The 18,160-nt window shown below is 49.5% G+C and carries 13 protein-coding genes; 2 read left to right on the top strand and 11 right to left on the bottom strand.

The genetic code is table 11. The annotated features are described in order from the left end of the window. Positions 1 to 9 precede the first annotated feature (9 nt). The 4 genes from rfbD to rfbB are packed head-to-tail and all read right to left on the bottom strand — an operon-like array spanning position 10 to position 3,432. Positions 10 to 921, bottom strand: coding sequence for a dTDP-4-dehydrorhamnose reductase (gene rfbD, locus ACXX82_RS07255; RefSeq protein WP_458562695.1), 912 nt, complete (start codon positions 919 to 921; stop codon positions 10 to 12). Continuing rightward, positions 918 to 1,463, bottom strand: coding sequence for a dTDP-4-dehydrorhamnose 3,5-epimerase (gene rfbC, locus ACXX82_RS07260; protein ID WP_323506690.1), 546 nt, complete (start codon positions 1,461 to 1,463; stop codon positions 918 to 920). The genes rfbD and rfbC overlap by 4 nt, the downstream gene beginning before the upstream one ends. Positions 1,464 to 1,465: 2 nt before the next feature. Beyond that, a complete protein-coding gene (gene rfbA, locus ACXX82_RS07265; protein WP_322233164.1) occupies positions 1,466 to 2,353 on the bottom strand; it encodes a glucose-1-phosphate thymidylyltransferase RfbA in 888 nt (295 codons plus the stop codon). Continuing rightward, positions 2,353 to 3,432 (bottom strand): dTDP-glucose 4,6-dehydratase, encoded by a 1,080-nt coding sequence (rfbB, locus tag ACXX82_RS07270; RefSeq protein WP_458562696.1) that lies wholly within the window; start codon positions 3,430 to 3,432, stop codon positions 2,353 to 2,355. Before rfbB ends, rfbA begins: the two co-directional genes overlap by 1 nt. A 452-nt stretch (positions 3,433 to 3,884) precedes the next feature. On the opposite strand from rfbB, the gene ACXX82_RS07275 reads away from it, so the two are divergent. After that, complete coding sequence (locus ACXX82_RS07275) at positions 3,885 to 4,718, top strand: symmetrical bis(5'-nucleosyl)-tetraphosphatase (protein WP_323506692.1); 834 nt, start codon at positions 3,885 to 3,887, stop codon at positions 4,716 to 4,718. Positions 4,719 to 4,799: 81 nt separating this feature from the next. Here ACXX82_RS07275 and ACXX82_RS07280 read toward each other — a convergent pair whose 3' ends face one another. The 6 genes from ACXX82_RS07280 to ACXX82_RS07305 form a co-directional block, all read right to left on the bottom strand. Further along, positions 4,800 to 5,573 (bottom strand): lysophospholipid acyltransferase family protein, encoded by a 774-nt coding sequence (locus tag ACXX82_RS07280; RefSeq protein WP_323506693.1) that lies wholly within the window; start codon positions 5,571 to 5,573, stop codon positions 4,800 to 4,802. Beyond that, entirely contained in the window at positions 5,570 to 6,892 is a 1,323-nt protein-coding gene (locus ACXX82_RS07285) for a dihydroorotase (protein ID WP_322233173.1), read from the bottom strand. Before ACXX82_RS07285 ends, ACXX82_RS07280 begins: the two co-directional genes overlap by 4 nt. Before the next feature lie 207 nt (positions 6,893 to 7,099). Further along, positions 7,100 to 8,059 (bottom strand): aspartate carbamoyltransferase catalytic subunit, encoded by a 960-nt coding sequence (locus tag ACXX82_RS07290; protein ID WP_322233175.1) that lies wholly within the window; start codon positions 8,057 to 8,059, stop codon positions 7,100 to 7,102. Beyond that, a complete protein-coding gene (pyrR, locus tag ACXX82_RS07295) occupies positions 8,052 to 8,582 on the bottom strand; it encodes a bifunctional pyr operon transcriptional regulator/uracil phosphoribosyltransferase PyrR (RefSeq protein WP_322233177.1) in 531 nt (176 codons plus the stop codon). The genes ACXX82_RS07290 and pyrR overlap by 8 nt, the downstream gene beginning before the upstream one ends. 159 nt (positions 8,583 to 8,741) lie before the next feature. Next, positions 8,742 to 9,128: a Holliday junction resolvase RuvX gene (ruvX, locus tag ACXX82_RS07300; protein WP_322233179.1), complete on the bottom strand. Its 387-nt coding sequence runs from the start codon at positions 9,126 to 9,128 to the stop codon at positions 8,742 to 8,744. A gap of 72 nt (positions 9,129 to 9,200) precedes the next feature. Further along, the gene (locus ACXX82_RS07305) at positions 9,201 to 9,776 is read right to left on the bottom strand and encodes a YqgE/AlgH family protein (protein ID WP_416186848.1); all 576 of its coding nucleotides are present in this window, start codon (positions 9,774 to 9,776) and stop codon (positions 9,201 to 9,203) included. A gap of 283 nt (positions 9,777 to 10,059) precedes the next feature. Between ACXX82_RS07305 and ACXX82_RS07310 the strand changes: the two genes are divergently transcribed. Further along, positions 10,060 to 11,550: a cryptochrome/photolyase family protein gene (locus tag ACXX82_RS07310; RefSeq protein ID WP_323506695.1), complete on the top strand. Its 1,491-nt coding sequence runs from the start codon at positions 10,060 to 10,062 to the stop codon at positions 11,548 to 11,550. Between the two features lie 247 nt (positions 11,551 to 11,797). Here the strand turns inward: ACXX82_RS07310 and ACXX82_RS07315 are convergent, their stop codons facing one another. Further along, the gene (locus ACXX82_RS07315; RefSeq protein WP_458562697.1) at positions 11,798 to 18,034 is read right to left on the bottom strand and encodes a hybrid sensor histidine kinase/response regulator; all 6,237 of its coding nucleotides are present in this window, start codon (positions 18,032 to 18,034) and stop codon (positions 11,798 to 11,800) included. Positions 18,035 to 18,160: the final 126 nt, after the last annotated feature.

Raw genomic sequence — 18,160 nt, forward strand, 5'->3', positions numbered from 1 at the left:
GAGCAGATATTATGGTTTATCATTTATTCCTTGTATCAATTCACTTAAACAAATATCCAGATCGGTATGCCAATCCGGCAGTCCAAGTTTGAACGTATTTTGTAATTTATCTGTCGCTAAACGAGAGTTACCCGGTCTTGGCGCCGGAAGAGGATAAGCTTCGGTTGGGATCGGTTCAATAGCGTCAAGGGAAAGCATAAGCGCCAGACCATTAAGTCCTGCCAGTGTAACCACACGCTTCGCATAGCCGTGCCACGTTGTCTCACCACTGGCGCATAAATTGTAAATGCCGGCACTTGCTAAAATGTGATTCCAAGTCGATTCTTGCGTCTCTAATGCGGCAGTTGTTACACGAGCAATAGTACGCGCCCAAGTTGGGGCGCCGGTTTGATCAGCCACGATCCGAATAGCTTCCCGTTCTTGGGCCAAACGTAATATTGTTTTTAGAAAATTGCCGCCGTGCACGCCATAGACCCAACTGGTACGCATGATCCAATGCGCTTCACACTCCTTCGCTACTGCAATTTCCCCTTCTCGTTTGGTGCGGCCGTACACACTTTGAGGGTTGGTAATATCTTCTTCTGTGTACGGACTCTTTTTGGTGCCATCAAACACATAATCAGTTGAGTAATGAATCATCGCGGCACCAAGTTTTTGTGCTTCTTCTGCCATCACTCCTGGCGCTTCACCGTTGATGCGCATCGCCAGCTCTGGCTCGCTTTCCGCTTTGTCTACCGCCGTGTATGCGGCGGCGTTGATGATCAGGTTCGGTTTAACTGTACGAATGACATCACGCACTTGATCCAGGTTAGACAGATCCATTTGGCTGCGATCAACTGCGATAATCTCGCCCAGACCTTTTAAGCTGCGCTCAAGTTCATATCCTACTTGGCCATTTTTTCCTGTCACCAAAATTTTCATGGAAACACCTCGGCATCGCCGAGCAATGCTGCGATCTGGTCTTTACCCGACAGCAATGGGCTACCTTCGATCGGCCACTTTATGCCGATAGCGGGATCATTCCAGAGAATAGAGCGCTCAAACTCTGGCGCCCAATAATCGGTTGTTTTATAAAGAAATTCAGCAGAATCGCTGGTCACGACGAAGCCATGCGCGAAGCCCGGTGGTACCCACATTTGACGCTTATTTTCAGCCGATAAGACCACGCCGACCCAACGACCAAATGTAGGAGAACTTTTGCGGATATCGACGGCAACGTCAAATACTTCGCCGGCTACGACGCGGACCAATTTACCTTGTGGTTGCTGGATTTGATAATGCAAACCGCGCAGCACATTCTTAGCCGATTTGGAGTGATTATCCTGCACGAAAGTGGTCGTGACACCGGTCAGTTCTTGAAAGGTGCGCTCGTTAAAACTCTCGTAAAAGAATCCTCGATCGTCACCGAATACTTTGGGTTCGATGATGAGTACGTCGGGAATATCGGTTGTTTGAATGTGCATCTTTAATAAACCTTATCTGTCAGTAATCGCAGCAAATATTGACCGTAGCCATTTTTCTTTAATGGTTGCGCAAGCGCTTCGAGATGTTCGGCGCTGATATACCCTTTGCGAAAAGCGATTTCTTCTGGGCAAGCGACTTTCAAACCTTGACGATTTTCGATAGTCGCAATGAATTGACCTGCTTCCAGCAAAGATTCATGCGTGCCAGTATCCAGCCACGCCATACCGCGGCCCATTAGTTCCACATTAAGCTGATTAGTTTCAAGATAAACCCGATTCACGTCCGTAATCTCTAATTCACCACGTGCGGAGGGTTTTATACTGGCTGCGATATCACAGACCTGTTGATCGTAGAAATACAAACCGGTAACCGCATAGTTAGACTTCGGATGCGCTGGCTTTTCTTCAATGCTGACTGCACGGCGTTCACCGTCAAACTCGACTACACCGTATCGCTCCGGATCCTGCACGTGATAGGCAAACACGGTCGAACCCGTGGCCCGAGCAGACGCATCCCGCAATTGCGTTTCGAAATCATGACCGTAATAGATGTTATCGCCGAGGATCAAAGCTGATGGCGCATCACCAACGAATTCGCGTCCGATAATAAAAGCCTGCGCCAGTCCGTCGGGTGTCGGTTGTACTGCATAGGTTAAAGCGAGACCCCATTGACTACCATCACCAAGCAGTTCCTTGAAGCGCGGGGTGTCTTGCGGTGTCGATATGATCAGGATTTCGCGAATACCCGCCAACATCAACGTGGTCAGCGGATAGTAAATCATCGGTTTGTCATAGACCGGCAGTAACTGCTTGGAAACCGCCATGGTGACTGGATATAAACGGGTGCCTGACCCACCTGCGAGAATAATTCCTTTACGTGCTAACGTCATTACTTGATCTCCTCGCTGGCTTTACGTTGGCTATAGTTTTGCTCAACCCATTTCAGATAATCGCCTGACTGAACATTGTTCACCCAAGGCTGATTATCAAGATACCACTGGACCGTCTTGCGAATGCCTGTTTCGAAAGTCTCAGCTGGCTTCCAGTCTAGCTCTCGAGCAATTTTTCCTGCATCAATTGCGTAACGGCGGTCATGCCCGGGACGGTCAGTTACGTAAGTAATTTGATCGCGGTAGCTGCCATTCGTTTTTGGATCGAGGGCATCCAGGATGTCGCATAAAACATGGACCACATCCAGGTTGGCTTTCTCGTTCCAGCCGCCGATGTTATAGACTTCGCCTGGCCGTCCTGCCTCTAAAACACGACGAATTGCGGCGCAATGATCGCTGACATAGAGCCAGTCACGCACTTGCTGACCGTCGCCATAAATGGGTAACGGCTTCCCTGCACGGGCGTTGGTAATAATGAGCGGGATGAGCTTCTCGGGGAAATGATACGGCCCGTAATTATTCGAGCAATTGGTGGTTAGCGTCGGCAAGCCATATGTATGGTGATAGGCGCGCACCAGGTGATCTGATGCGGCTTTCGAGGCTGAGTAAGGGCTATTCGGGGCGTATGCTGTCGTTTCTGTGAACGGCGCATCGTCTGCGCCCAGCGTGCCGTATACCTCATCGGTCGACACGTGCAGAAAACGGAAAGCGGCCTTATCGGTTTCAGGCAAAACTGACCAATGGGCGCGCACTGCTTCCAATAGACCAAAAGTGCCATTAACGTTGGTTTCGATAAACGCAGCAGGTCCGTGTATTGAACGGTCAACATGACTTTCTGCGGCGAAGTGAACAACGGCACGTGGTTTATATTGGGCCAGCAGTGCGGCAACTTGTACGGTATCACCGATATCCCCATGCACAAAAATATGTCGTTGATCCTCATTAACGGTGGCGAGGTTATTAATATTGCCGGCGTAAGTTAGCTTATCGAGATTAATTACCGATTCATCGCTTTGTGCCAACCAGTCGAGTACAAAATTAGAGCCGATAAAACCGGCGCCGCCAGTAATGAGAATCATGTGGGTATCCTGAATGCGTTTAAAAATGATAGCGATCTACCCGACTCAAAAAGAATGTCGTACAGGGAAATACACCAATTTGCCACTAGCCCATAATTATCCACTATTATCGCGGTCATTAAGTTACCAAAACAGCACTTTATATTTCGTTTCCCCTGAGAAAAGGCACCTAAAGTAACATTTTGTTGCAAAGTATCATTCTGTTGTGATGCCACAAATGCCATTTAGATACAATCTAAAATGAATTAAAGCAAAAAAAGTCGAGACCGATAAAATGCTGGTTCTCGGTTAATTTTTTAGCAATCAACCCTCTGGGAATCAACCATTAACCGCGTTCAAAATACCAATTCGTGGATTAATGCAGTTTTACCTGCGACATATCAGGACCAACCTGAAACATAAAATGAATGCCCTACAATAAGGCATTCATTTATCAGCCATCCAATCAAACCATGACAACTAACAATACCCATACTTACGCCATCGGCGATCTGCAAGGCTGCTATCAAAGTCTGGTCGAATTGCTTGCGCAAATTGACGCTGCGACACCAGACGCGAAATTAATTTTTGTTGGTGACCTGGTCAATAGGGGGCCGGACTCAGTGGCTACTTTACGATTAATACGTTCCCTTGGGGATCGCGCGCAGGCAGTGCTTGGCAACCATGATTTGCATTTATTAGCGGCGGCGCATGGGATTCGCAAATTGCATCGACAGGATACCCTGGCGCAAGTGTTGGATGCACCGGACTGCGACGAACTGCTGGACTGGTTACGACGACGACCAATGGCTTTGTTTGAAAATGGTCATTTGTTACTGCATGCGGGCGTTTTGCCGCAATGGTCGGCAACCCAGACCTTAGCACTTGCACGAGAGGTTGAGGCGGTGTTGCAGAGTCCGGATTGGGTTAATTTTTTACGTGAAATGTATGGTAACGAACCGACGCGCTGGGACGATACATTGCAAGGTAACGCGCGTTTACGCTGCATCGTGAATGCTTTGACCCGACTGCGATTTTGTACCGAGGATGGAACGATGGAATTTGCGGCAAAGGAAAGCGCGGGAACAGCGTTGCCCGGTTATCTGCCTTGGTTTGACGTAGCCCAGCGCCAGACAAAAGACGTTACCGTTGTATTCGGACATTGGTCGACTTTGGGTCTGACCTTGAGACCGAACTTAATTGGTCTTGATACCGGTTGCGTGTGGGGTGGGAAGTTGACTGCTGTACGGCTTGAAGACCGTGCTTTGTTTCAGGTTAGCTGTCCAGAATCACAAAAACCGAGTTAATTTTGGGTCTTTTTTTTACTAAGCGTCTGTTGAGCACCGTACTTGTGCAGAATGACTATTCTGCACTTTTCCACTATCGCTCTAATTTCCAACACTGGCCATACTGACAACTTGCTCTTCTGGTCGCCTTTGCCCTAACGCTTCCGCAATGGCGACGTGAGCAATCGCCGCCAGATCGCGTCGATGTATTCCTGCTGTTTCAATTGATTTCAGCTGAATCAACTCTGCCTTAATAGGTGCTGCTTTCATGATTGCAATCATGCTTTGAGCAAAGCTCATGTCTCCGATAAAATCTGCAGCCGGATGCAATTGACCGGCTGCATCGACATAACGTAACGCGTAGGGCTGAATCGGCACGTGCGCATCAACCGCCGCCTCAAACAAATTTGCATGAAATGGCAATATTGCGCCTTGTGCAGCAGTTGTGCCTTCAGGGAAAAAGGCGACGCGCTCGCCGGCATGGATACTGCTGACGAGGCCCTGAAAAATCCGACGCACATCGCGCTGCTTGCCACGCGCAATAAAAATTGTATCGGCCTGCGCGCACAGCCAGCCGATTAACGGCCAGTCACGGATATCTGATTTTGCGACAAAGCGACAAGGTTCTGTTGAGTTGATCACAAAGATATCTAGCCACGAGACATGATTGGCGATGATCAACGCTGGCGATGCAATGTCACGTTGATACGGATTACTGACTTCGACGGTTACGCGGCAAATAGCTAATACCTTGATTGACCAACGACGAATGCGCCAATGACGACCGGCAGCATCGGTAAACGGAAACACTAACGCGCAGGTCAAAAGACCGGCGAACAGATGCGCGATTATCCTGAACAGCCGATAGGCGATCATGCGCGTTTAGGTACGCCATCAACGCCATCAAGTAAGCGTTCGTAAGCAATGTGGCCAGCAACGATCGTCGCTTTTACCTGGCCGGTTAACTCGTAACCCAAAAATGGCGTGTGCTTACCTTGACTCGCCAGTGATTTAGCATCCACCGTCCAACGTACCGACGGATCAAAAAGGCAGATGTCGGCAATACTGCCCACATTCAGTTGACCGGCTGACAAACCGGCTACGCGGGCCGCATCGTTGGTAATTTTTGCTAATGCACGGCTGAGTGGTTGCTCAGAAGGTGCCACGTGTTCTTCGGCCCACTTGAGCGCCAGCGATAACAGCAGTTCAAGTCCCGTAGCGCCTGGCGTTGCTTCTCCAAACGGCAGCAATTTTTCATCGTCATCAACTGGCGTGTGGTCTGAGCAGATAGCATCGATGGTGCCATCCAGCAAACCTTGACGAATTCCGTCACGGTCGCGTTGCGAACGGAACGGTGGCGTCATACGCGCATTCGAATCAAAGAAGCCAATATCCACTTCAGTCATATGAATATGATGCGCGCCGACGTCACACGTGATCGGCAGACCTTCTTTTTTCGCCAACCGTACCAAATCAACACCGGCTCCCGAAGAAATTCGGCATAAATGCACGCGTGCGCCGGTTGCCCGTACCAATTCAAAAATGGTGTACAACCGGATAGTCTCGGCCATGACAGGAACGCCGGACAATCCCAAACGCGACGCTACCGCCCCGCTGTTGGCGATACCATCGTGCCCAAGATACGGATCCTGCGGACGCAACCATACGGTGTAATTGAACGTCTGCGCATATTGCAGCGAGCGCAATAGTACGGTTGTATCCAAAATCGGTTCATCGGCCTGAGAAAATCCAATACACCCGGCGTCGGTCAACTCAGACATTTCAGTCAACTCTCGCCCTTTCAAGCCAACCGTCAACGCACCGAGCGGGTAGACGTGTGCCTGATTTAACGACTTGGCGCGATGTTTTAACATCTCCACCAGACCAGGTTCATCCAGCACTGGATCGGTGTCTGGCGGGCAAACCAGACTAGTCACTCCGCCCTGCATGGCTGCTTGCATTTCCGATTCAAGCGTAGCCTTATATTCGTAACCCGGCTCCCGCAAACGCGCACTCAGATCGACCAGGCCAGGAGCGACTATCAACCCACTGGCATCAATCGTTTTATCCGCAACAAAATCGGCGGGAGGCTGGCCAATAGCGATTACCTTACCATCGGCTATATACAGATCTTGCTTGGCATCGATACCGTTTGCAGGATCAATCAGGTGACCGTTTTTAATGTGCAGTTTCATGTATAAATTTTTTCTTAGCGAGTTTTTTAATGACACAAAATCGTTGGTCAAGTCTTTAGTAAGTTGCTAAGTAAGCCAATAAGTTAGTTACTTATTGGCTTAGCAAACCAGCGATTATGTTGATCCGTATGCCCGGCGGTAGTGTATAAATCGGCGCATGAATATTCATGCGTCCTCATCGACCGGCGAGCATTATTTTCCGCACATTTAATTTCCTGCCAAAATACTCATCACCGCCATCCTTACTGCAATCCCAAAAGTCACTTGTGGCAAAATCACCGCTTGCGCGCCATCAGCCACGGCAGAATCAATTTCGACACCACGGTTCATTGGCCCAGGGTGCATCACAATGGCGTCCGGTTTTGCCAGCGCCAGGCGCTCTGGCGTGAGGCCGTAGCTCTTGAAAAATTCCTGCGCCGACGGCAACAGCGCTCCGGTCATACGCTCGTTTTGAAGGCGTAACATGATGATGACATCGACGCCTTTCAAACCTTCATTCATATCGGTGAAAACCCGCACGCCCATTTGCTCCAAGCCACTCGGCAATAGCGTGCGCGGGCCGATTGCGCGCACTTCCGGCACGCCCAATGTTGTCAACCCATGAATGTCGGAACGCGCGACGCGGCTATGCAAAATATCGCCAACGATCGCAACGGTCAGATTGGTAAAATCTTTTTTGTAATGACGAATCGTGTACATGTCGAGCAAGCCCTGTGTCGGGTGCGCATGACGTCCGTCACCGGCATTGACAACGTGTACGTGGGACTGTTTAGTATCCGTCAGATGTTTAGCGATCAGATAAGGCGCGCCCGATTGCGAATGGCGTACCACGAACATGTCGGCGTGCATGGCGGCCAGATTGTCGATGGTATCCAACAATGACTCGCCCTTGCTTGCGCTGGAGGCAGAAATGTTCAGGTTGATCACATCTGCCGATAAGCGCTTCGATGCAATTTCAAAAGTGGTACGCGTACGGGTGGAGTTTTCGAAGAATAGATTGAATACGCTTTTGCCGCGCATTAACGGTACTTTTTTAACGTCGCGGTCGCTGATACCCACAAACGATGATGCAGTGTCGAGAATGTGCGTAACGACTGAGGTCGGCAGTCCTTCGATGGTCAGCAAATGTTGTAGTTCGCCGTTTTTATTCAGTTGGGGATTAAGCATTGTGATGCACAGTCAAAGAGAGTTCGCCATTTTCGGCGCGATGAAGTTCTAATGATTCGCCAGCCAGCAACGTGATAGTTTCGGCCACAAAATCAGCCGAAATCGGTAATTCACGCCCACCGCGATCAATCAATGCCGCCAGCATGATTTTTGCCGGACGACCGTAGTCAAATAATTCATTGATGGCTGCTCGCGTAGTGCGGCCTGTGTAAAGCACGTCGTCCACCAGCAAAATGGTAGCACCGTTGACGTCGAACGAAATATGGGTCGGCTTGATGTCGGCACGCAGCCCTTTTTCGGCAAAATCATCACGATAAAAGGAGACATCGATAAACCCCAGGCGATCTTTGTCAGACAGGTTCAATGCGGCCACCAACCGTTCAGCAAGCCACGCACCGCCGGAATAGATGCCGACCACCGCAATTTTATCGGCGTTGGCTAAACCGGCGATTACCTGCGCTTCCAATATCCGATATAACGCTTCAGCATCATAGGATGAATCTGGTGAGTGAGTTATTGTCATGAAAATTTATCTTTTTTATAAGTAATCAGTCTGGTTAAGTTTTTTTTAAGTTTTTTTATTAAAGTTTATTATTAAATTAGTTTTATTAAATAAATCTCATTAAGGTTCGCCGCCATTGAGTGTGGGATGCGCGCCCCGATTCAACCTTGCGCGCACAGCTCATTCACTCAACTCATCAAAGTATTGTTGCAAGATGATCGCCGCTGCGCGATCGTCAATCAACTCGCCGCGCTGGTGCGCAATCACGGCCGACGAATAACGCTCGTCGACTAGTACGATGGCGACGCCATAGCGCCCGTGTAACTGGTTGGCAAACCGGCGGCAGCGCACAGTCATCTCATGATCTGCGCCGTCTGGGTGCAAAGGCAAACCGACAATGCAACGGGCCGGTTGCCACTCGCGCATTAAAACAGCTATTTCTTCAAACTTGCCATCGTTGCTGATGGCGCTGATGATGGATAACGGTTGCGCCTGCTTCATCATGGTATTACCAACTGCTACGCCAACGCGTTTAAGACCAAAATCAAAGCCCAGGATCGTTTCCACTAGCGCACCGCCGCGGTCATTGCAACCTTAAATCCAGGTCGAAATGCAATATTCCGCCGGCCTGACATCAACTCAAGCACGGCCAGATTCCCCTGTCAGCATATGAGGATCGATACCAAGTAGTTTCAGGGCTGCCAAAAACCGCTGTTCAATCGGTAAATCAAAAATAATAGTAGGATCTGCCGCGACGGTCAGCCAGCCATTGCGCGCAATTTCCTCTTCAAGTTGGCCAGCTTCCCAACCAGAGCAACCCAGGCTGACCAGGATTTGTGCAGGACCGTTGCCATGCGCAACCGCTTCCAGTACGTCTTTGGAGGTCGTCATCGCAATCTGATCGGTGACTTTGAGCGTCGAAGAATAGGTATTGAGCGGAGAGTGCAGCACAAAGCCACGCTCAACTTGTACCGGACCGCCAAACATGACTGGGCAAGTAGACATGCTGTCGCCAAACTTGCTAATGCTATCGGAGTACGCAACGGCATGCGTATGCTGCGGCGCGATTTCGAGCGTCAGTTCGATTCGGTCAAACAATACGTCCATTGTCATATCGGTGGGCTTGTTAATCACCACCCCAAGTGCGCCGTTGGCGTTATGCTCGCACAGGTAGACGACACTGCCGCCAAACACGGGATCTTGCATCGTGGGCATGGCAATCAAAAAATGATTAGTCAGGTCAAGCGCCGTTGCTTCCTCAGAGGAAGAAGTTACCGCGTGGTCGGGCTGCCAGAATGTTTCGTAGGGGTTTAGTAGCTTAGCCATAATCTGCATTTTATCATTTTTAAATGTGACTATCCTGCTTTGAATAGCTGCTGACCTCGCGTAAAGTAGCCTCATTTGCCCAGAATCTGACTTGCTAAGATAATTTTCTCGAAATAATGACTTTTAGCAATGGTTCGATGTCCACCCGTTTCTTTTCCCATCACCCATCAATATGCCCCAATTTGACAAGTCCCTAGTCTGGTTTCGTCGCGATTTGCGCGTATTCGACAATGCCGCGTTGCATCATGCATTAAAGAATAGTCGCGCCGTCTTTTGTGTATTTGTATTTGACACCGATATTCTGCAACCGCTACGCGAGGCAGGGCTGACCGCCGACCGCCGGGTTGAATTTATTCATGCCAGTATCATGGCTTTAGACACAGCGTTACGAGAATTGGGTGGTGGTTTGATCGTCCGACATGGCTCGGCATTGCCAGAAATTTCTTCTTTAGCAAGCGAACTTGACGTCAACGCAGTATTCACCAATCGTGATTATGAGCCACAGGCGGTTACGCGCGACAACGCAGTTAAAGCCACTTTGGCCAAAAATGGTTGCATCTGGCACAGTTACAAAGATCAGGTGATTTTTGAAACCGATGAAATATTGTCGCTCTCCGCCAAACCTTTTTCGGTATTTACACCGTACAAAAATGCATGGATGAAACGACTTGCCGCGGCGGACGGTGAGTTCTTCCTCAAGCCCTATCCGATTTCGTCCTATGCATCCCGATTGGCAACCATACCGCCAGAGAATGCAGTACCGATCCCTTCGTTGTCAGAATTGGGCTTTACTCAGACCAATTTAAGTGAGCTGAAAATTCCTACCGGCATCGCCGGCGCAGAAGAATTGCTCGAAGACTTCATGCCGCGCATTGGCGGATATGACACGACGCGCAACTTTCCGGCTGTGAAGGGGCCGTCCTATTTATCCGTCCATTTACGGTTTGGGACCATTTCTATCCGCACACTGGCTCGGAATGCCTATCAGGCGATGCGACAAGGAATCGAAGGAAGCGGTGCTTCGGTATGGCTATCGGAGTTGGTGTGGCGCGACTTTTATTTTATGATCCTGCATCACCATCCGCATGTCGCCCAACGCGCCTTCAAACCGGACTACGATGCGATTCAATGGGAGACCGGCGCTCCTGCGGAGGCCGCTTTTCAGGCATGGTGCGATGGCCGCACTGGCTATCCCTTGGTTGATGCCGCCATGCTGCAAATCAATCAAACGGGTTATATGCACAACCGTCTGCGAATGGTAGTGGCGTCATTTTTAATCAAAGACCTTGGTATCGACTGGCGTTGGGGCGAGGCGTACTTTGCTGCGCAACTAAATGACTTCGATCTGTCGGCCAACAATGGCGGCTGGCAATGGGCAGCATCATCGGGCTGTGACGCCCAACCTTATTTCCGCATATTTAATCCGATTACCCAATCGGAAAAATTTGATAGTGAAGGCAAGTTTATCCGCCGCTATCTTCCCCAATTGGCCAAACTCAGCAACAAAGCCATCCATGCTCCATGGCTGGCCGACGCTGACACGCTGGCCGACGCAGGAATTAAGCTGGGCGTCGACTACCCAAGACCTTTGATCCAACATGATGAAGCACGTAAACAGACACTGGCGCGTTACGCAGTGGTCAAGAAGGTCACGGAAGAATAAACATGACCTGGCTTCATTCGCGTTTCGGCACGCCATCCGATACGAATCAGGAAGTTCCATCAACACGCGCTAACGTAGATTTTTAGCGCTAACCAATACTTAGACAAGTGAAATTGCGTGACAACCTGGAAGGACTCCTGAGTCCTGGAACTATAAGGCGGGCGTCCCTTGCCGGACACCCCCAACTTGACGCTCCGGTTGTCAGCTTGATCTGCTATCACAGCAAACCACACCAAATCACACCAAATCACATTATTGCTATTTCTTTTTTTACAAATGCACTAATCGCAGCCAACAACGCGTCCTCCTGAAATGGTTTTCCGAGGTATTCATTGACACCTAATTCCATTGCGTAAGTTCGATGTTTTGCGGCTGTGCGCGACGTAATCATGATGATGGGAATATGGCGAGTCCGATCATCGTTGCGGATGTTACGTGTCAGATCAAAGCCATCCATATGTGGCATTTCAATATCTACGAGCATGACGTCGGGCGTGACTGCCTGTAATTGTTGCAGGGCATCGATACCGTCTTTTGCTAATACCACCTGATACCCTTCGCGCGATAACAAGCGCTGCGTGACGCGACGTACGGTTAGCGAATCGTCGACTACCATAACAATTTTTTGGGTTCGGAGACCCTGCACAGGCACGGCCGGTTGATTGGGTGCGACGATGCTGGCGACCGCACCAATCACCTGACCAGGATTGACTAACTCTTCATTAACGTATTGGCTAATCTCCGCCATATTTGACTCGTTACTTTTTACTTTAAGCGGTGAGCGCAATTGCTGGGCCAACCGCAACGCCACTGGCACAGGGTTCAAAATTAATACAATGTCACCTGACCCGAGAACCGTCGCACCGACGATACCGATCATGCGCGACAATTGCGGACCGATATTTTTGACGACCACTTCTCGGTTACCAATGATAGCGTCCACGTGGATTGCCACCCGATCGTTACCGCTGCGCAAAAGAATAATTGGCGAGTATTGCTGGGTTATCGGCGTCACCTGATGCTCCCCCAACAACGCCGACAAGTAATGTAGCGGAACGTATTGGTCCTGCCACAATACTGTGCCGTCATTGTAGGCACTCGCCAACGCTGTTGCTTTCAAGTGTTGCACTTGCTCTACCAAGGCCGACGGTACTGCATAAGTATTGCTGCCGGTCGAAAAAATGACTACTTGCGTCACAGCAAGCGTAAGCGGTAAATGAATCGTAAAATGCGTTCCCTTGCCGGCTTCACTGGAGACTGCAACACGGCCACCGAGCGCTGCGGCTTCAGAGCGCACAACATCCATACCAATTCCACGACCTGCAAGTTTAGTCACTTCAGTAACGGTAGAAAATCCTGACCGGAAAATAAAATCATTTAACTCACCGTCAGAGAGTTGCTGCCCGCTGTCCAACAAGCCAAGTGCCTCAGCCTTGTCGCGGATGTGGCCTAATTGCAAACCTTGGCCGTCATCAGACAGCTGAATCAATATCTCGTTACCATTCTGACGAATTTCAATTTTCAATTGGCCAACATCGTTCTTACCGGCGGCGCGACGACCTTCACGTGATTCAATGCCGTGAACGATCGCATTACGCAGCAAATGCTCAAAAGGTCCGACCATTTTTTCTAGAACGCTACGATCAATTTCCACCGTGCTACCGCGAATATCCAAATTTACACGTTTATCGATTTCTTTCGATACCTGGCGCGTCAATCGATATAATCGCTCGGCGACACTGGCAAACTGCACCATCCGCACATGCATCAAGTCTTGTTGCAAATCACGCGTAAGGCGTCCTTGCATAACAAGGTCTGCGCTAGTGCTTTCTACCGTCTTGGTCAGGCTTTTTTGTAGAGACGACACATCATTGACGCTCTCTGCCATGATCCTGGTTAATTCTTGCAGGCGCGTAAAGCGATCAAACTCGAGTGGATCAAATTCGCGCTCACCTGCCAATGTCATCCGCGAGGATATCTGTGTTTCTGCTTGCATTTCAATTTCACGTAACTGACCACGCAAGCGGTCAACATTTTCGGTTAACTCCACTAAGGATTGTTGGAGCGAACCCACGCCAAATTCCATCCGAGAGCGGGCAATCGACACTTCACCAGCCTGATTCACCAAGCGGTCTAACACATCGGCATTGACGCGCACCTGCGTCACTGCGGCAACACCAGGAACTGTTGCTAGCCATGGCGCTGGCGCGCTACCGTGAACAGCATTCGCCGACATCAGGTTCGTGGCACCAACCGACGTTGACACCATATTTCTCGGATTGAACACCTTCGCGTCTTCCAATGCACTTCCACTTATCGCCTGTGGTGTCGCCTGTTGGAGAGCTTGTTGGAGAGCCTGTTGAGCAGAAGAAATTGGGCTTGGACGTTGCAAGCCTTCGAACATCTGGACGCCATGATCGTAATGCGCCAGCAATTCTTCGCTCACATGCGGCGATGGCGTGGGGCTGTATAACGTTGCCTCAATATGACTTTCCATCTCGTGCATATGCTGACCAAGCACCATCGCGCCTGCCATACGCGCGCTACCTTTAATGGTGTGCAAATGTCGCAAAATAGCGTGTACGGTTTCTACTGGAATGGCAGTAAGAGCGTGGCTATGAATGCCACTATTACGATCAGAATTGCCATCGTCGCCATACATTGCAGTACTCTGCCAACTTCGTAATGCACTTTCGATTTGCGGAAGAATATCGCGCCCTTCTTCCAAAAATACAGGCAATAAATCAACATCAATCTCGTCACGTAAAATCGAAGAGGGATCAACGTCGAGCCCGGTAGCATCGATCGCTTGTAACGACGCAGATATAAGCGGTCGTCGGTTAATCGTTAGCGATTGTTGATGTGGGCTGACGCTAGCCGCGTTTTCTGAAGGGTTTATTCGCTGATGTTCGGGATAAACATCTGATTGAATAACTGTCTCATCAGCGAGATCATCAATCTGCACTTGCGGCCCATGCCGTAAAGCCTCAAGCGCGCTGACCAATGCAGGTTCGTAGTACGGCATTTCACTTTGCGCAAATTGCTGCAACATCCATTTGGCCCGCGTGATCGTCGATTCAATAATGTCGAATTCTTGCTCGCGCACGGGGCTTGGCTGTAAGGCCATCCTCTGCAAAACCATTTCTAGCGCATGCGCAACGTTATGTAATGGTTTAAAGCCAACGGTCGCAGAGCTTCCCGCCAGCGAATGCGCGGCGTAGATGGATTGCACGGCGACTGGCCGTTCTGGTTCGTGACGCCATTCAGAAAAGTCGTGTGATAACAAGCGTACCAACTGGTCGGTCTCCGACAAGTAAATGTTATACAGCGGCAGGCTGATCGACAAATCTCCAATTTTTTTAATGCTGTCATCTTGTCGCGTCTCGGGCAAACCTGGAAAACCAAATATCTCTGCGCCGGGATCAAAAAAATCGGCGTGAATATTCGACAAGCTCGCGTGAGAAAATTTGCTCTGATCAATCGACCCAATCTGACTTGGTTGATAGGCTGCCTCATCGTTTTCTAACGCTGAATTATCGCGATTAAAAGAAAAGAGTAGCGCCTCCGGGTTACCAATTAAAGCAATATTCTCTATATTTGACGAAAGTGATAGATCAATGTCACGGAATGCCGCGCTGCTTGGCTTAATTGGCGTCGTAGCGGACTCGACCAACAAAAATGTTTTCCCATCGCGTACTTGTTCTGCATATTCGATGAGTATTTGTGAGGTACGGGTTGAGCCTCCATCTGCGTAAACCTCTTTTACCCAGTCGTCGAGGAAGACTACCGCATGGTCAAGCAACGCATATAAATCGGGCGTACCGGATCTTGCCTCGGTGAGCCACAAATTCAGCACTTGCTCAACAGCCCACGATGCATCCCCAAATGCATTCATGCCGATCATCCGGCTACTACCCTTTAATGTGTGAAAAGCCCGTCGTAATACGATGAGATGTTCTTGCGCATCAGGTGCTGAGCGGGCAAGCGGAACTGTCTGCTGGACGATGTCCAGCACTTCCTCTGCTTCTGACAGAAAAATATCGAGAAGCTCGGCGTCGGCCTCTTCTTCACTGATCTGAGACGGCGCATCCAAATCCATTTCTGGAAAATTTTCGACATTATGATGTGGCACAATCACAGCAATAATCTCAGTGAGCGACTGCTGTGATGCGGAAAAATATTGGTCGTTGAGAATCTTAATCGCAGCTTGAGCTCGTTCGACAGCCGCATGATCGTCACTTAGGGCTGCGTCGACCCGCAATTGCACTAACGCGTCTTTTAGCTGCCCGTGCAGAGCGGCATTCTCTGGGTTTGCCGCCAGTGACCGCGCCAACTCTACAGATTGGGTCTGATGTTGCAACAACTCGACTTCTACAGTCGGCACATCAAGAAAAGACAACGATGGTAGCGCTTCCAAGAATGACGACGATATTGACTGGCTGCTGTCGCCAGATTTTTCCGTAAAAACATCGGTCTGTTCTAATTTCTCAAACGAGGTTTCTATAGGCGATATTGTAATGGTGGAGATCGAGGCAACTGAATGCGGCATCGCTCCACTCTGTGGCAAGTGCACCGCAGTGTGGCGCTCTAATAAATTCACGCGAAATACACTGCGTTGCGGATCGAAACTTAAGCGTATAGTTTGCGAACCGAAGGCATCCGTGAAGTCAGACTTATCGGCTTGGTGCTGCACTGCCTCAAGATAGAAACTGAGCGCGCCGATGTTTTGTGCAATGCGCTCAAACTCCTCCTGTGCTGGCTCAGCCACATCCTCTCCCGCGTCAAAAAGCTGTTGAAGTGCGACGCGCGTATGCGCAACCACGGCTGCCGCCTCTGACTTCTCTTGTATAGCAAGCGCCCCTTCGATCTGATGTAAGACATAGTCGATCTGAGTTAATACTTCGCGCTTGGTTGGCATTACAAAATATTCGTCGAGTAACTTTTCGACATGGCGCAAGCTAACTAGCATCTCGCCAACTAGCACCTTGACTATTTTTTTTTGTTGCGCGTCCCGATAGATATCATCCAACCAAGGCATCGGTTCAGCGGGTGGCTCATCTGACATCACTGATAATAAGTGTGCCGTCATGGCATCGGCACTTTCCGAAAAATTCACCGGCAAACGGTTAATACAGCTAAGGGAGTATTCGATAAATAGTAAACTCGTCGCTATCTCCAAACCGATTGGATCACCCTGTCTGGCCAAGGTGGCATGACGCGCAATACCGCTTAACTCTCGCAATAACTTAGCGAGAGATGGCGCGTTTAACTTACTGCCAACAGCGCTCAACCCAAGCATTTCTTGCTCAAACTCCTGGTGAAGATCGGGCTCACCAGCGGCGAGACAATCCCACATTTGTTTAGCCCGCGTTAAATGTTCTTTGGCCGCACGCAAAGCTGCCAAATCAACCTGACCATACCGATGCAAAGAAAAATCCGAGGGAACGAGTCCATCCAGCCGATAAGTGCTACGAATCTGTGCGTTTAGTGCTGATGGAGCATCTATTCTGGAGATAAAAAATAATGCATCGCGTAAAAGACGTTCCGAGATACTTGATGAGCCCTGACTTAAACGACGTAGCTGTAAATTGATGCGGGCAAATAACTGCTTAACGAACAACTCGTTTGCAATTTGCGCATTCGCCACGCCATCGGCAAACCCTTGCAATACCCACCAGAAAGCCCTTACCTGATGATTTTTTTGCACAAGAGAAATATCAGCAATAACAGCCTGCATAATCGCCGCATTGGTACACTCAACGGTGCTATCGGCACTTTTTAAAAATGGCAAGAGGGCCATTTCAAAACGTTTGCGCAATGGGCTGTAGTCGACCGACTGGTCGATCACCTGATCGCTCAATTGTCCAAGCAACGGGCTCGCTCCGAAGCTGGTAGAACTCTCGATCATGTCGAACTGCGGACGAGTCGTCAAATCAGGGAAAAACAAGTCTGCAGGATGAATCCGATCAGCGCCGCGAATTTCTAGTAGTGCTTTGTAATAGGGGAACAATTTCACAGGCTGGTGCATCGCCCCAGCCAATAGTTCTTCCAGATATTCGATCAATGCCTGATAAGCAGATTGAATACTCTGCACGTTTTCAACGGTTAGCGCTGTCCGACCAATACATTGCTCAGTTTGCGCATATTCAAGTAGATTTTCAACGGCGTCAGTAATCACTGTGACACCGTCTATATCCACCATTTGCAACGCACCGTGCGCCTGATGCAAATATGTCTTGGCATATTGCAGCGCAGTAGTTTGATCGTACGGGGGCACAACGCCACCCACAACTGGTGTCTCAACAACGTCGGTTGCCGAAAGGTCATCACTTACCGCCAATGAGTACTGTAAAGCCTGGAGTGATTGTCCAAGTGCTACGCGAATTTCGCTCATCACCCAAGACAACGGGCCGGTATCTAATTGCATTGGTTGCATTGGCTGTATTTGTGACACTGTAGCGGGCCCGTGAAAATCTGTGCTCATGACTGCCTCATCAGTTCTAAGGAATCAATACGGTCATCCCACGGGTTGACCTGATTCAGGTGACTTGATCTTATTGAACGTAAAAAGTGTGAGTGATATTTTTTCAAATTTTGCAATTTAACATTC

This window comes from Glaciimonas sp. GNP009 (genome assembly GCF_054343755.1).